Annotated in this window: 15 protein-coding genes; 5 read left to right on the top strand and 10 right to left on the bottom strand. The window is 42.7% G+C overall.

Annotation, left to right across the window (positions count from 1 at the left end; genetic code table 11):
* Positions 1-124: 124 nt before the first annotated feature.
* The 4 genes from RM049_RS19125 (at position 125) to RM049_RS19110 (ending at position 3,465) form a co-directional block, all read left to right on the top strand.
* The gene (locus RM049_RS19125) at positions 125-790 is read left to right on the top strand and encodes a heme-copper oxidase subunit III (protein WP_322686230.1); all 666 of its coding nucleotides are present in this window, start codon (positions 125-127) and stop codon (positions 788-790) included.
* Between the two features lie 38 nt (positions 791-828).
* Complete coding sequence (locus RM049_RS19120) at positions 829-1,074, top strand: hypothetical protein (RefSeq protein ID WP_322671599.1); 246 nt, start codon at positions 829-831, stop codon at positions 1,072-1,074.
* Between the two features lie 147 nt (positions 1,075-1,221).
* Positions 1,222-2,589, top strand: coding sequence for an NAD(P)/FAD-dependent oxidoreductase (locus RM049_RS19115; protein ID WP_322705275.1), 1,368 nt, complete (start codon positions 1,222-1,224; stop codon positions 2,587-2,589).
* A 465-nt stretch (positions 2,590-3,054) separates the two neighbouring features.
* Positions 3,055-3,465, top strand: a complete 411-nt coding sequence (locus RM049_RS19110) for a peptidoglycan-binding domain-containing protein (protein WP_322671604.1) — start codon at positions 3,055-3,057, stop codon at positions 3,463-3,465.
* Positions 3,466-3,772: 307 nt separating this feature from the next.
* Here RM049_RS19110 and RM049_RS19105 read toward each other — a convergent pair whose 3' ends face one another.
* Complete coding sequence (locus RM049_RS19105) at positions 3,773-4,408, bottom strand: nucleotidyltransferase family protein (RefSeq protein WP_322705274.1); 636 nt, start codon at positions 4,406-4,408, stop codon at positions 3,773-3,775.
* A gap of 5 nt (positions 4,409-4,413) precedes the next feature.
* Positions 4,414-5,571: an XdhC family protein gene (locus RM049_RS19100; RefSeq protein ID WP_322705273.1), complete on the bottom strand. Its 1,158-nt coding sequence runs from the start codon at positions 5,569-5,571 to the stop codon at positions 4,414-4,416.
* A 537-nt stretch (positions 5,572-6,108) separates the two neighbouring features.
* Here RM049_RS19100 and RM049_RS19095 point away from each other — a divergent pair.
* The gene (locus tag RM049_RS19095) at positions 6,109-7,275 is read left to right on the top strand and encodes a calcium-binding protein (RefSeq protein WP_322705272.1); all 1,167 of its coding nucleotides are present in this window, start codon (positions 6,109-6,111) and stop codon (positions 7,273-7,275) included.
* Between the two features lie 44 nt (positions 7,276-7,319).
* Here the strand turns inward: RM049_RS19095 and RM049_RS19090 are convergent, their stop codons facing one another.
* The 8 genes from RM049_RS19090 to RM049_RS19055 form a co-directional block, all read right to left on the bottom strand.
* Positions 7,320-8,891: an MFS transporter gene (locus RM049_RS19090; protein WP_322705271.1), complete on the bottom strand. Its 1,572-nt coding sequence runs from the start codon at positions 8,889-8,891 to the stop codon at positions 7,320-7,322.
* An 18-nt stretch (positions 8,892-8,909) separates the two neighbouring features.
* Entirely contained in the window at positions 8,910-10,226 is a 1,317-nt protein-coding gene (locus tag RM049_RS19085; protein WP_322705270.1) for a Gfo/Idh/MocA family oxidoreductase, read from the bottom strand.
* Between the two features lie 485 nt (positions 10,227-10,711).
* On the bottom strand, positions 10,712-11,425 hold the full coding sequence (locus RM049_RS19080; protein WP_322705269.1) for a DUF4142 domain-containing protein: 714 nt from the start codon (positions 11,423-11,425) through the stop codon (positions 10,712-10,714).
* Positions 11,426-11,592: 167 nt separating this feature from the next.
* Positions 11,593-11,712 (bottom strand): twin-arginine translocation signal domain-containing protein, encoded by a 120-nt coding sequence (locus RM049_RS39335; RefSeq protein WP_409882190.1) that lies wholly within the window; start codon positions 11,710-11,712, stop codon positions 11,593-11,595.
* A gap of 564 nt (positions 11,713-12,276) precedes the next feature.
* Complete coding sequence (locus RM049_RS19070; protein WP_322688681.1) at positions 12,277-13,182, bottom strand: aromatic alcohol reductase; 906 nt, start codon at positions 13,180-13,182, stop codon at positions 12,277-12,279.
* A gap of 99 nt (positions 13,183-13,281) precedes the next feature.
* Positions 13,282-13,794: a quercetin 2,3-dioxygenase gene (locus RM049_RS19065; RefSeq protein WP_322686206.1), complete on the bottom strand. Its 513-nt coding sequence runs from the start codon at positions 13,792-13,794 to the stop codon at positions 13,282-13,284.
* A gap of 281 nt (positions 13,795-14,075) precedes the next feature.
* On the bottom strand, positions 14,076-14,972 hold the full coding sequence (locus tag RM049_RS19060) for an AraC family transcriptional regulator (protein WP_322688682.1): 897 nt from the start codon (positions 14,970-14,972) through the stop codon (positions 14,076-14,078).
* A 462-nt stretch (positions 14,973-15,434) separates the two neighbouring features.
* Positions 15,435-15,812 (bottom strand): DUF6632 domain-containing protein, encoded by a 378-nt coding sequence (locus tag RM049_RS19055; RefSeq protein ID WP_322671612.1) that lies wholly within the window; start codon positions 15,810-15,812, stop codon positions 15,435-15,437.
* Positions 15,813-16,236 lie beyond the last annotated feature (424 nt).

Here is a 16,236-nt window from a genome sequence, read left to right as displayed (position 1 = left end):
CAAAGGTACGCAAAGGTTAGCGCAAAGGGACGCGGAGGTTTTTTAAAGATAATTCGCTATGTCCGAAAAATCAGATGGAACCTGAATTTATTAATTACGAATTACGAATTACGAATTACGAATTATGCAACAGCGCAGCATCCATATAGATGAAAGCCCGATCCGTTTCGATCGGTGGCGGCGACGCTTACCGAATTGGTTACAGCGCTTTCTGCCAAGTGGTGGCGGAAGTCATGAAGATCATCATGGCAAAGGAATGTTTGGGTTTAGTGTATTCTTGTTGTCGGAAAGTATCATTTTTTTGAGTTTTATCTTTACTTATGTTGCTTTACGACTGAATACTACTAACTGGCTACCACCTGGTGTTTCTGGGCCAGAATTGTCTAAACTCGTGATTATTAATACAGTAGTTTTACTTTCTAGTAGCTTTGTGATTCAACCAGCAGAAAATGCCCTCAAGCGTAATCAATTGGGTAAATTTCGCTGGCTCTGGTTGATAACGATCGCAATGGGCATCTACTTTTTAATTGGTCTATTAATTGAGTGGAAAAATCTCGATTTCAAGCTCACTACGGGATTAGTTGGTTCCACATTCTATTTGCTAACAGGTTTCCACGGTTTACACGTTCTGGCTGGTGTTGTGCTTCAGATAATTATGCTGATTCGCTCATTCATTCCAGGCAATTATAATAAAACTCACTTCGGTACAAGTGCGACAACTCTATTTTGGCACTTTGTTGATGTAGTTTGGGTCTTCCTTTTCTCGCTTCTCTACCTTTGGCGGGCATAAAGATTTTCAGTTCACTAAGTATTTTCAGGAGTAACTTTATGAATTTATTCATTCAAGAATTACCAGCATCAGAACTCGCGCCAAAAGCAGTTCAAGAAACTCCCGCACCAGGTAAAGATCCACTGATTGCACAAGGTTTACAAAAAGAGCAATATATTGGCATTATTGGGCTAGCGATCGCTCTAATTGCTGCGGTGGGATTTTTTAGTCGCAGAGTCGAATACGCTATTGCTTTCGCTTTATTCCTCAGCGTCTTTTTAATTGCGTTATTTTTATTCGTATAGCGAATTTGTCATTTGTCATTAGTATTTTCGTAAAAGTCTTATTTTTAGACTTTTTCTTTCTACTTCTGCGCCTTGGCGTGAGACCAAAAAATCTGGATTTAAATGCGTAACATCCTAGAAAATTCCTGAGACTTTGGAGAATATTTTATGAACAGCCCAGTTTATCAAACTGTGATTCTTGGTGGTGGCTTCACTGGCTTATTTACAGCCTTACACCTAGCTCACGAACATTATCCTCGCTCTGTAATTTTGATCGATCGAAATGAAAGCTTTTGCTTTAAGCCATTACTCTACGAATATTTCAGTGGCGAGATGGATGCTTTTCAAGTAGTACCGCGTTTTACAGAATTGCTTAAAGGTAGTGGTGTCATCTTTGTTCAAGATGCAGTGGAATCGATCGACTTGCATCAACAACAAGTCAAATTATCTTCGGGAAACTCATACAACTACAGTAACTTAGTATTAGCTTTGGGTAGTGTTACTAGTTATCATCATCTTGAAGGTGCTAAAGAATACGCTTTTCCTTTTTGGACAGAAGCAGATGCGATCGCTCTCGATCGGCATTTAGGTGATTGTTTGCAAAAAGCAATCAAAACTGAAGATCCAGAACAACGTCGTCAACTGCTAACAGTAGTTATAGTTGGTGGTGGTGCAAGTGGTGTAGAAATGGCAGCCACTCTAGCTGATTTACTCCCACATTGGTATAACGCTATGGGAGGAAATTCTAGTGAAATCCGTGTGGTATTGCTCAATCACGGACAAGAAATCCTCAATGGTGATATTAACAATCCTCTGCGCCCAATTGCTGAGAAAGAATTACAAAAACGCACGATTCCAATTGAAATACTTACCGGAGCAGAAGCCACTACTATTCATGCCAATGCCATTGAATATAAACGCAATGAGCAAATTGAAACATTGCCAACATACACCGCAATCTGGACAGCTGGCACTTCTATTCACCCACTAATTAAAGATTTACCAATTTCTCAAGAACATCGCGATCGCCACAACCGCCTCCTAGTGAATTCTACAATGCAACTACTCGACTTTCCAGAAGTATTTGCAGGCGGGGATTGTGTAGCAGTTCAAGATAATTCACTACCGCCAACAGCCCAAGTTGCTTATCAGCAAGGAGCCAATATTGCCCAAAATTTAAAAGCATTAGCTTTAGGCGAAGCCCTCAAATCAGTAAAGGTAAATATACGCGGAACTCTCTTAAAATTAGGGTTAAATGATGCTGCCGCTAACTTATTCAATATTTTTGAAGTTGCAGGAGAATCCGGGCATTTAATTCGTCAAGGAACTTATTTAACGCTATTACCAACACCAATTCATGACTTTAAAGCAACAACTGAATGGGTGGATGAAGAGATTTTTCATCACCACCTCGATCCTCATGATGTAGGCAAAAAAGTTGTCCAAGCAGTGGAAGTGGTTGGTGCAGGAGTTATGGGTGTTTTAGCTGCCAGAAAATTATTGAAAATGTTGGGTTCGGAAGATAAAAGAGATTAGTACAGTACGGCGTAAATAAACCACGCATTCAAAACCGAATGGCACGCTTGTAAAGCCCAAACACTTATTGTATCCTCGTGTATCCTCGTTCCCAGCCTCCAGGTTGGGAACCAGTTGGGGCAAGGGCTGTATCTTAACAAGCGTGCCATTCCATTCAAAACCAATGAAATGCTTACGCTGTATTAATTTTTAATTTTTAATTTTTAATTTTTAATTCCGCCTTGCGGTACTAGCGCAATTTCGTGCGACATAAATTTTAATACATTTAGTCATGCTTTTGTCACAATTTCGCAATAGCTTTGTCAATACAACGTGTGATGCTATAGCTCTGGCTTTGGAAATAGTCTCAGACTAAATCCACACACCAGAATCTACAGAGGAGAATCACTTAAGGCACAGTACCTTATGAAGATGACTCTTCAGATAGAAATTGCAAAATCTCATACAGTTGTAAGGAACAAGAAAATGAATTGGAAAGTACTTGCTTTGCTCCCTGCTTTGACTCTAGCTACTGCTGTACCTGCTTACTCTTTAACTAATAATAAAAACCAAAATTCGGCTACTGCTACCCACATTGCCCAAAGTACTCAGCAAGGCAACACCATGAAAAAGCCTAATGCTGTACCAAAGCTTAGTGCCAAGCACAAGTCTAATCATCTGGCAAAGCGTAGTACTGGTACTGTACTAACAGTAGGCAGCAAAGGAGAGACAGTGAAAACTGTTCAGAATTCTTTAAAACAGCAAGGATTCTATACAGGAAGTGTGAATGGTGTGTTTGATAACAAGACTCGTGCCGCTGCGATCAAATTTCAGAAGTCTAAGGGATTAAGAGCAGACGGAATAATTGGACGCAGAACTTTAGCAGCTCTTAAATAAAATTGTTTCCTAATATAGGAATCCGGTTTGATTCGGAGAATTTACTTGCGCGTGGGCAGGGAACAGGGAATAGAGAATAGGGAACAGGAAAGAAGGCATAGATCCGTACTGAGTCTTGTTTAAAAATAAAATAGGAGTCCTATATCCTCATTCCTAAAATGCTTTAAAGACAAAAGGCTAGGAAAAAAATTCTAGCCTTAAAATACTAACCCAACTTTTTCTATTTTTCTATCTGTATAGGTCGGGGAGGCACTGCATTGTGGAGCTAGCGCGGTCTTTTCTACTTGTTCGCTTTTAGCGTTCTTGTTCAAGATGCTTCAAAAATTCCTTTAGTAATTGATAGCAATTGTTCGTAATCCTTTGGTGTATCAATATCTATATCCCCTAATGGAAACGGAATAGAAAACACTTCATTAAGGTTATGATTAATAACTTTTTTCGCTCCTGAAGTTTCCTTTAAAGCGGCAAGTTCTGAAAAAAATGTCTGACTGAATAGAGCAGGTACACCTAATGTATCTCCATATTCACAAGCAATAATCGGTTTTTTTGTCGAATAATAGGCATCAACAAGTTGATTGATAATTTGGGGAGAAACAAATGGCTGATCGCAAAGTGTAATAACTACTGCTTCTATTTTTTGCGGAAGATTATTTAAGAATTCAATACCACTCTTGATTGAGGTACTCATTCCAGAAGCCCAATCTAAGTTTTTAACTACTTTAACGGGAAGTTGTTTAATTTGAGGATGAATCTGTTCTGCGTTGGCTCCAAGTACTACTACCACAGGTTGACAAACTGAAGCGATCGCTATTTCTGTAATATATTGTAAAAAACTACGCCCTTGGTAAAGCAATAGTTGTTTTGGTGTACCCATCCTAGTAGATGCACCAGCAGCAAGAATCATAACGGCTATGGTTGATTTATCGTTGTCTATAGCAGTCATAAAAACTATGGGGTAAGTAGCAAGTTTGAGTTGCTTTCATAACATTGGTGAATCGGTTGATTGCGATTTTTTAAAAAACTACCATTGCGGTTTGTTAGCACTGCTTGAATTTCTGCAATAATCGCGATCGCTATTCCTTCAGGTGTTTCTGCTCCGATATCAATCCCAATTGGGCCATGCAATCTAGTTAATTGTTCAGTAGTATAAACTATTCCTTGCGAACGTAAATCTGCAAGCAATCTTTCAGTACGTGCTTTTGGGCCTAAAACCCCTATGTAGCGTGCGGGAGATGGCAGCAATGTTTTCAAAATTTCCAGGTCATCAAGATAATTATGCGTCATCACTACGGCAACTGTCTTGACATCTATAAATATTTGTTTTGGGACAATTTCTCGCTGAGTCAGAATCACGTCACAAGCTGTCGGAAATCGCGCTTTAGTTGTCTCATTAGCTCGACAATCGACTACAGTAACGTCCCAACCTAATGCTTGAGCAAACTGTGCTACGGGTATAGCGTCATAACCTGCACCAAATATTACTAAAGGCGTGGGTGGTTGGATGACTTCAATAAAAACTTCTGCACTGCCTAAAGGTAACTGATAGTTTTTTACACTAGACTTTTGATTAGTAAAAGCTGCTTGAGTATCTACTTGCAGAGATTGAATTAAATTTGGATCTTTGATGTCAGCGATAATTTTACCATCAGGGTACAGCAGTAAACGCGACCCAAGTTTCACATCTACCTCGCCTTCAAAGGCAAAGACTGTAGCAATAATACCTAAATGTTTTCGCTCGAAGCACTCTTGCATAAAAGCGATCGCATTTGGTGAACTTTCTTTTTCCAGACGTTCGATCAGAACTTGCACTGTCCCATTGCACCCCAAACCAAAGCCCCAAAGAATATCTTCCGAGGCGGTGTTATCGTAAGTAACAACAATTGGTTCGCCGTCCGACATTCGTTGTTGAGTATGCTCAAATACATCATTTTCTAAGCAACCCGCGCTGATTGTTCCGATCGTCCGACCTGTATCTGTCATCAACATTTTGGCACCCGGTCGGCGATAGGTTGAACCTTGAGTTTTGACTACAGTAGCAAGAAAAGTAATTTCACCATTTTTTTGACTTAACTCGAAGCCTTCTAAAATTGCTTGTAATTCGTTCATTTGATTGTTTATTTTTCTGTTTCTAGCAGTTTGTCAGCTTGAGCAAGCAGTCCCAATGAAAACAATGTGATGACTGTGCCCATCCTGTGCGATTGTGCATCGCTGCTAGTGTCAAACACAAGTCTCTTTGCCGCCCATTAACGATGCAGTATATGCATTAGACTGAGGTGCGTTGTTAACCGCCGCAAGCATCGCAGTATCGTACTACTCAAGATAAGCGAAAATACCCCTGAAATCATGCCCCACAAGATAGTTGTCAACTTGAGCATTTATCTATCGCTTAGAATTAGCACGGAATACTGATTTTCTGTAACTTACAGTAAATACTCTCAACCACCCGCAAGATTAGAGAATTTTATGTTGTGCGATCGATAACAAACTATGTGTTGTTTTAGACAAGGAATGCAATCACCATTGAGATGAACACTGAGACGCCGTTGCTTGGGCAAGTTAACTCAGTTTCATCTTTTTTTAGTATCTTGTGGTTCATAACACGTTAACATACAGCAGTTAACCACAAACAAGTAAAGCAAGATTATGGCACTAATTATAGGCACTGATGGAGACGACATTTTAGTTGGAACTGATGGAAATGACACATTTATCGCCAGTGCAGGTAACGATACCATTACTGGTGCAAAAGGTAACGATATCATTGATTACAGTGGCTTAGAACAACCGGTAATAGTCCAGCCAGTGGTTATCCAAAAAGGTGCAGTTGGAAATGACACGTTTAAAGATTTCTTTGAAACTGCGATCGGTGCTACAGGACAGACTAACATTATTAATGCGACTTCTGACAGCACAAATGTATCAATAATAGCTGACTTATCTAAAGAAAGATTAGAGATCAGAGTTGTAGGTTCGCCATCAATAGCAGTCAATGTGAAGAATTTTGTAAATGTAATTGGTACAAATCAAAATGACGTAATTACTGGTGATGTTAGGGATAATGAATTATCTGGCAGTGGCGGCAATGACATTATTAGAGGCAGCGCAGGCAACGATACCTTAAATGGTGGAGATGGTATTGATACAGCTGATTACAGCAAATTGGGTCAAAGCTCTACCATATTCATTGATGGAACTCTTAAAAAAGGTGGTGGACTAGATACAGATTTACTTGGTAATTTTGAAAATCTTATTGGTGATGCTAGTGCTGTAAATAACACTATAGACGCCTCAATGGCTCCTTCAATACCCTTTTCATTTTTATCCGATCTATCAGTCAACGCCAACCTGGAAACTCAAAGTTTCGTAGTGAATAATCTTCCTGGCGGAAACACAGCTAAATTTACATTTATAAACTTTGATAATATCAAAGGTACAAATCAAAGTGACACCATTGTTGGAGATGGGCAAAATAATCTCTTATTTGGTAATGGTGGTGACGATACACTTTCTGCCAAAAGTGGCAATGACATACTCACTGGTGGAAATGGTAACGATATTCTCACTGGTGGAGTAGGTGCAGATAAATTTGTTTTTAACAACGTATTAGATGGTGTTGACATTATTAAAGACTTCAAGGCTGTTGAAGGTGACAAAATCCAGGTTTCTCAAACCGGGTTTGGTGCTATTTCAATCAATGATTTCAGTTATGATGCCCTAACTGGTTCTTTGTTCTTCCAAGAATCTAGATTTGCCATTGTTGAAAATAAACCTATTGGTTTTCAAGCCAATCTGGACATTCAACTTGTTTAAGAATATCCTATTTTCAGTCTTTTCTAAGCTCGTGCTTCTTGGGATTAGCGAGCATAAATCATGTGAGAAATAACTGGGGGTTTATCGCCTTGATGAAAGGCAAAAACCCTTTCACGAATCTCTCGATCTGCCACCGTAAACCGCTCATATTGACGTAAATGATCTACCCAAGACTCGACGATAAACGTCTCTAAGTAGCGATGCGGCACAGATGTATCGTGAAAGATGCCCCAACGAACCGCACCATCTCGTAGCCGCACCACGCGCAGGGCATGAATTGCTGTAATGAATTCCTTTGCTTGAACTGGGTCAATACAATATTCAAGTGTAACTAAAACTGGCCCTTGTTCTGGTTGCAATTCAATTACTACCAGCGGTTCTGCTCGCCGTAATGCTGGGCCTAAATCCAGTTTTCCTGATATCAAGCGGTAACGCCGCGCTGTAAAGGTTCCCCCTACTAAGCCGATCGCAGCAATGAATAAGGCAATCCGCATACCCCAATGCTCTGCCGCTGCACCCCAAACAATACTACCAATTGCTGAACCTCCTTGAAATACCATCTGATAAGTTCCTAGCGCCCGCGCCTGCACCCAAGCCGGAACCGCAAGCTGCACTGTAATATTTAAGCTGGATGTCATACTTGTCCAGGCAATTCCCGCCGCCAGCAAAGCCAGCAACACCAAAGGTACGTTGTGAATAAACGCCAGAATTAATGTCGCAACCGCAAACACCAGAGTTCCGGCAATCACAACTCCATCGGCTGTGAGACGTTGGCGCACTCGTGGCATCAAAATTGCGCCGACAATTGCTCCTAATCCAAAGCAACCGAGTAGTAAACCATACCCACCTGCTCCCTGTCGCAAATCCTGTTGTGCTAGCAAAGGCAGCAAGGCTAACAAAGCACTCGTGCAACTAGTTAAAATACCCGCACGAATTAACACGGCTTGCAAAGCGGGAGAAAAACGAACATAGCGGATACCAGCCCGCATAGAACCCAATACTCGCTCTGCGGGCAGGGCGCTTTCATAAAGCGGTTTGCGCTGCCAACGATAAAGGATGAAAATTACCCCAACAAAAGAGAGGGCATTAATCAAAAAAACGACTCCCGCATTTGCCGCAACCAATATAAAACCTGCGATCGCTGGCCCAACTGCTCTGGCAATGTTAAACCCAGCACTATTTAAAGCAATGGCAGCCATGAGTTCCGATCGCGGTACTAATTCTGGTACAATCGCTTGCCAAGCTGGGCCATTCATTGCCGCTCCCAAGTTGAGCAAAAACGTCAGCGCCAGCAGCGACCACGGTGTAATCTTACCTGCAAAAATCAATCCACTCAAGATCAGTGCAGCGACCAGCATCCAGACTTGCCAAAACAGTAGTAACCGACGGCGATCAAAAATATCTGCCGTTGCTCCGGCTGGTAGTCCTAATAACAGCACTGGCAAAGTTGCGGCTGTTTGCATCAGTGCCACCAACAGGGGAGAGGTGGTGAGAGAAGTCATTAACCAAGCTCCCGCTGTGTCCTCCATCCAACCGCCAATATTGGAGACAATCGAGGCAATCCAGCGATCGCGAAACAAAGATTTACGGAGCGGACTCCAAGCAGAGGTTGTCATGACTGCGGTATGCACATATTACTTCAGCATTCGAGGAGCGGGGCCGCGAGTGGTATCTAATCCTGACACACGAGGTAAGGTAATCGTCTTGCCTGTTCGTGCCGCTTCGTAAATCAACGCTATAAGTTTTTGGTCTTGCAAACCTTCTTCCCCAGGTGTATGAGGTTGTTTATTCTGAATCACACAATCCGCCATGTGATCGATTTCTAAGGCGAACTGATTCTTCTCACCTATGCGCACTTCGCTAATGTTTTCTGCCATGCTGTTGGTTGGCGATTTGCGCGAAATCATCATTCGCAAACCGTTGTAGGAGAACGCCGGATCGAGTTGTCCCCAAGCATCAGAGCCGAAAACGCGAAACCGCCGCCCTTCATGAAAGCCGTAGCTGGTGGAGCAAATCCCTAGTATTCCACTGGGAAACCGCAGCTGGAAGGTGACATTTTCTTCTACTTCTTTGAAGCGCGGATCGCCGGGAGTACTGAAGATTTGGGCGCTAATTGCGATCGGTTCCTCTCCCGTTAAATAGCGAGTTGCATTCAAGCAATAAATTCCTACATCCGGTAAAGAGCCACCTCCAGCTAAGGCGCGTTTCAATCGCCACTGATTTAAGTCACCTCCCTGGTTTTGTCCGTTATCTGCCTGAATCACCTTCACAGTTCCCAATTCTTTGCTACGGATCATCCCAATCATGGCGCGATGGTGCGGCTCATATTGGCAGCGATAAGCAATCATCAGCTTGCGATCGGCTTGTTTGCACGCGTCGATCATTTGTTGAGCATCTTCGACTGTGGTTGCCATTGGCTTCTCACACAGAATATGCTTTCCAGCTTTCGCACCACGCACCGTATATTCCCGGTGCATACTGTTAGGCAGTACAATATAAATTACATCAACGTCTGGATTGTTGCGGAGATTGTCGTAATTCTGATAGTTGTAAACGTTCTGCGGTTTAATGCCATACTGCTGGGCAACAAGATTTGCTTTGGCAGCATCACCACTAACTAATGCAGTTGGCTTTGCTAGTTTACATTCTGCAAAGGCAGGCATGATTTCTTCTAATGTCAGTCTGCCAAGTCCAACGATCGCAAATCCCAAACGTCGCTCTGGAGGTAATGCAGTTGGTGGCCCGCCCGTATCAACCTCAGTTTTTTCGGAGATGGGCGGAAACTCAATCTGAGGCGGCAACGAACCTCCGCGAGGAGTGGCTTGTCCCGTTGGTTGTTGGGCAGTAACCTCTTCGCCCATACTACCAATTGCGGCGGCTGAAACGGCTCCTAACCCAGCTGTAGTTAGAATTTGACGACGAGAAATTTTTCCTTTAAACAATTTAGACATCGTGGTTCCTTAAAATTCTCTTTAATGATGAAATTTTCGGCTTCCAGCAGTTTTCATATATTTGAACCACATCTGTCGTAGGGACACATGATTGCTCATTGTTGTCAACTTAAGCTCAAACGTTTGTCCCACACACGCTTTACCCCACCCCAAAGCATCGGCTTGTAATACACAAGTCAAATTACCCCCTTAATCCACCCGATATATTGGGGGGAAACAAGATTTCTTGTTCCCTCCCCTTTATAAGGGGAGGGTTAGGGTGGGGTAAAACCTTGGTTACTCAGCTATTTTAGAAAGGTTACTGGGTTTGGGAAAATTCCTATACCTTTACCCCTTACCCTTTTCCCTACAATGCCAAGAAGTTTAATCATTGCTGTACCCCTACCACCTTCTCTACAAAACGCTACGCGTAGCTTGCTTGTTTGCAAGAGTACGCGCAGCAGATACAAAGGGAAAGAAGAAATGCTTAACTGAACTTTATTGCCTTACGGGGTAGTGGTTGGAGTTGGGGTGCTAGTTGGAGTTGAGGTGCTAGTTGGAGTTGGGGTGCTAGTTGGAGTTGGGGTGCTAGTTGAACTTCCAGGATTAACAAGAGAACTAACCTCTTGCAAATGTTGTTGGAGGGTTGGTAGCGTTTGAGCCGCAAATGCTTTCACGTCTGCATCTTGTCCTTGTTCAGCTTCAGTTTGGAATGCAGCGACATCCTTTTGATGAGCTTGAAGCATCTGGTTCAGATATTGACGATCGAAGTTAGCACCAGAAAGTTTGGATAAACGCTGCTTTACTTGCTGATTTTTGGCGCCAATAGTAGTTGGCAGCGTCACACCTTTTTGAGCCGCCAGCTGTTTAAGTTGATTGTTTGCTTGCGTATGATCTTCAACCATATGCTGTCCAAACTGTTTTACCACATTGCTAGCTCCACGTTGTAATGCCAGTTGTCCTAGTTGGACTTCTGCTAAACCATCTTGAGCGGCTTGAGTCATGAACTGTCTGTCTGCCGAACTGAGGTTATTTTGCCCTGATGGAGTTGGTGAGGTAGTTGGCGATACAGTTGGGGATGGACTCTCAGTTCCTTGTACAGGTACAGCAGCTGGAACTTCAGATGTAGTCTGGTCGTGCGGAGTAGTCGGTGTGCAACCAGTCGCCAGAGATAAAGCGATCGCTACTATACCAGTAGAAAATATTTTGAAGTTAGACATAATTAGTGTTCTCCTTGGATAAAGCTATATTTTGAAACGTTGAATGAAAAATTAAACGCGATCGCACAGTTGAGTAAGCTACAAACAAAGCCGATTAATGTGAAGCAGATGCCGCTGGTGCAAATTGTGCAAATAGATTCAAGATTTCTCGATTGAATGCAGGGATATCATCTGGTTGAGTTCTGTTTGGGCAAAGAGCGGTTGCAAAAATCTTTCCGAAACTGTAATGCTGCCACTAATCCCGAAGCAGAAGCAGTTTTTAACAAGCTGCGTCTACTGATTTCCATAATTGTCTCCTACAAGCACCAACAGGAATGAGCCGTATATTATCACTGCTATCTGGCACAGAGACTCTAGCTAAGGTGTGCTTTTAAATATACTCCGCAAGATGCATTCACAATGCAAGCCGATACATTCTTAATGCAAATCGATGCATTCACCATGCAAGTTGATGTATTCCTAATGCAAGTCAATGCATTCACCATGCAAGTTGATGTATTCCTAATGCAAGTCAATGCATTCATAATGCAAGTTGATGTATTCCTAATGCAAGTCGATGTATTGTAAAAACTTACTTTTTGTTTAAACTTGCTTGATTTAAAACTTTATCAATAAAAGTAGGAGTTATATCATGTCCGCCTAATTAGTTATAATTCCCGCATCTGTGCAAAAACCAGGAAACCCTCTTTCCCCCTGCCCCCTGCTCCCCTGCCGTCTTAATGATAAGTCTTTAACCGGACATGATATTAAAGGGCAGCAGGAAAACCCTCTGTTTTTTGCCTCGTAACAAACTCGCAAGCGAGAGACGAAAGCACCACCACTTTTTCCACTAAACCTGCTGTTGTGCCATTTTACGAATTTCCTTTGCTTAGAAATTGCTTAACCGTCTTAGGTTTAATGTGGGGATAGCGATCGCTCCCAATCCGATCGAGTTTGCCTTTACCCGATACCATCGCGTACATATACTGGTGGTAAACGTACTCTTCGCGTGAACTGGCTGACGCTTTTTTGTTAGCAATCCAAGCTTTCATCTCGGCGATACTGCCCAATGATTTTTCGGTTAATTTGCTGCCTGTTGCCGCTTCATAAGTGGCTTTCAACTGCTTCGCGGTTAAAGTGTCACCTGCGACTGACAATGCCGTGTTTCCTAAGCTTGGGTCGCTCACCGCTTCCGCCACATACTTGGCGGTATCATCAGTAGTGGTAAGATCGAGCGGTGTTTCACCATCGCCCCAGTATTGAAATATCTGATGTTCTAGGTCAAACAGTGGCATATAGGTGATGAATTCCATAAATGCCCCGTTGAGAACTAGGGTATATTCCAAACCCATGAGCTGGAGATACTCAAACACTTCCTTCCGCATATCCAGGTTATCATTGTCGCCATAATCCAGTTTGCGATAGTCCACGGAGTAATCGGAAGGAATGAACCGCTTCACGCCCTGCTGTTTGGCAGCATCAATCAGGTTTTTCTGCCCTGGCACAGTCACGTCATTATTGCCGATCGCAGAGACGACCACATCAACCCCGTCACAAACAGACAGCAGCGTTTCAGGTTTCATTAAGTCGCCTTCTGCGATCGTGACACCCTTAGCTTGCATCGCCTCAATTTTTTGACGATTTTTTGCACTGCTGTCGTTGATTGAGCGCACCATTGCTCGAATATCAAGGTTGCTTTTGTCGAGTAGAGCAGAAACAATCTTAGAACCCAGCATCCCAGTAGAGCCAGCGACTAGAACCGTCAATTTTGTTGTCATGATTTTCTTTGTATTTACAGAATTTAATGAGGCAGACTCGTTACTTGAAAAGCGATCGATCTGCCAGAGCCAAACTCGAATAATTTGGTGTTGGGTAATTTAGCTTGCAAAGCCTTGTAAGAATTTTGTTTTAGCGGCAGGATACTGCTGAATGACTTGCTCAAGCGCTTGATTAGCTTGTTCTCGATCGGGAAAAGGTATTGAAGCAGGAGGCAATGTGCGTGCCTCTGCGGGCACTGTCGTTGCCATGATTGTATACTCAAAACCTGCGGGGACATAAGTATTGAGTAGTCGAGCCGTTTCAGAATCGATTTGAAAAGCGTGTTTTGTACCCCGTGGAATTGACACAAACGATCCAGCAGTTGCTTTAATCGGCTGGTCTTCGACAAAGAAGGTGGCTTCGCCTTCGAGAATGTAAAAGGTTTCATCTGCCGCCTCATGAATGTGAGGTGGTGCTGCCGGCCCATGCGGTATAATTTCTTCTATACAAGAATACTGTCCATCAGTATCTTCGGCAGTTGCCAGCATAATCCAGAGAATGCCCATACCCCAATAAGCGCGACCTTCGGCACTATTAACTTGAAAAGCTTGTGGCTTGTTTTGTGCGTTCATGTATAAATCCTTTATTTCAATTAGTTAGAATTTCATGGTAGAAAAAGCTTTATTTTTATCCCTTGATTAACCAATCTCTAGAAATCGTAGGAAAAATAAAGCCTGACTGTCTTGGACGATCTTGCTTTTTAACAGTACATTCTTGCTCTAAGGAATAAGAATTAAACAACATACAATTTATGTTTATGTCCCTGGCTTACCTCACCCTCAATCCCTCTCCTTATAAAGGAGAGGGAAGCTAGAGACAGGATGAAGTTTTGCATTTTATTTAATCCACGTTCCTAAGCGCGGAACTGGCTGGGTGAAACACCAAAATGGCGCTTGAAATGGCGGTTCAGGTGACTTTGATCGACAAAGCCTACTTGAATTGCAATGTTAGCGATCGAGAGATTTGTAGTCTTGAGTAGCTGTTTCGCCTCTTTTGTGCGGCATTTGAGTAAATACTGGTGTGGTGTTAATCCGGTCGATTGTTTAAACAAACGGCTAAAGTAATAAGGACTTATCTGCACCATTTCAGCCATGAGCGTCAGGCTAGGATTCTGCGCTGAATGCTGGTGAATATATTCAGTCACTTGTCGTAATCGAGCCTGCGATAATCCGTCAGAATAGCTTGCAATTTTGGGCTTTTGAGTCGAGTAGTGCCGTAGTAAATGAGCAGAAAGTGCGGTTGCCATTGACTCGGTGTAGAAGCGATCGCAGGCATTCTCAGATTCAAGATTTACTTTTAGAGCAATTCCAATTTGATAAATTAACGGGTCATTTAACTTGAATTGGGGTATAATCTCAAGTCGATCCGGATCGACCACTTCCGCCGCGATCTGCTCGATAAACGTAGGTTCAAGGTGTAGAGCAATCCACTCGCTTGCATCCTGTAAACGCACTGATACAGGAGCAGTTGCAGGAGTTAAACAAATATCGCCGTTGCTGAAGCTCGCGCATCGTAAATGACCATTCAGCAATTGCTCTTTGATCGCGACGGCGTGATTGAGATGAATTGTGATCAAATGCTGCGAGAAACAATGCTCAGGAGTCTCAACAGCATTGTGGTACTCGTAATAGCTAACTCTGACTCCATTCCAGAATCCTTTTTGACTAGCAAGAACAGGCGCACTTGAACCAATTTTTGAAATGAATTCGTCGCTGGCAGCGTCAAGTATTAACGGCTGTTCTGTAGTCATGCTTCTTTTACTGGCTGTTAAAGTCTCACTAAATTTAATAAATACTTTGGTTACAAATAGCACTCATTCTTACCCCTTGATATCTATCTGGAGTTAGGATTAATTACTTCTTGTAGAACTGACTTTTCACGGCATCTGGAAAACCTCACTTCTATTTCTCTCTCCTAAAAGGCTACGGTGTACACACAAGTTGAATTACCCCCCTTAATCCCCCCTTTATAAGGGGGGAGACCGGAAAATCTAGTTCCCTCCCCTTTATAAGGGGAGGGTTAGGGTGGGGTAAAACTTTGGTTAATCAGCTATTTAGATAGACCAATAGCTGCTGACAGCAAATTGCGCTCTAATCGAATACACGTAAAGACGTAGCAGTGCTACGTCTCTACAAGGTTTTGGGTTTTATATTTATCTAAAATGTGCTGTATCTCTTTAATGATGGAAAATACCCAGACATTCTATGCCCGTTCATGTACTTGACACCACTTTGCGGGGCGCTAAAAAGCCAAGGACGATCGCTACCAAGAACAATGCTGGAACATCACCAAACAGATGTCCCTGTTCAACAGGGTCAATTACTGCATGTACCGCCATGATCAGCCCGTGGATTGCACTTGATATGACGGTGAACCAGATCAAACTGAGGTGAGCTTCTGGTTGCCTTGAAGCCAACAGCAAAAATACACCAAGTGTCGCATAAACACCAACGATCATCTGTTCGTATTCGTGCTGACCTGGTTGCCATAACCAGCCTGATGCCCAGACTTGAGTTAGCGGATATATAAGTAGAAAAGCTATGCCAACAAGAACCAGAGCGATTCGTAAGTAGCGATCGCGCTCATCCATTGCTTTAACCTCCACTATTTTCTAGTGCAGTCTTTACTAACAAAACTGCATCATTTTCTGATTGTATTCCGACTAGTGACACTTCAGCTTTAGAGCGTTAGAAATTTTAATGCTCCTCATGGTTTTTAACGTGAGTTCGACGGGTGCTATTTTGACCTCTCCCCCAGCCCCTCTCCTACCAGGAGAGGGGAAAAAACTTTTCTTTTTTCGTTACTCCTCCCTCTCCTAACAGGAGAGGGAGGCTGGGAGGGAGAGGTCTGTCGAACTCACGTGTTTTTAGTGTCGTCTAACAGTTTTGTAATTGCATCGGTCTGTTATGCCAATACATTGGTCTGTTATGCCAATACATCGGTCTGTTATGTTAATACATCGGTCTGTTATGCCAATACATCGGTCTGTTATGCCAATACATCGGTCTGTTATG

The sequence above is a fragment of the Nostoc sp. DedQUE04 genome (assembly GCF_034530995.1).
Lineage (GTDB): Bacteria > Cyanobacteriota > Cyanobacteriia > Cyanobacteriales > Nostocaceae > Nostoc.
This window is presented reverse-complemented; position numbering and strand designations above follow the sequence as displayed.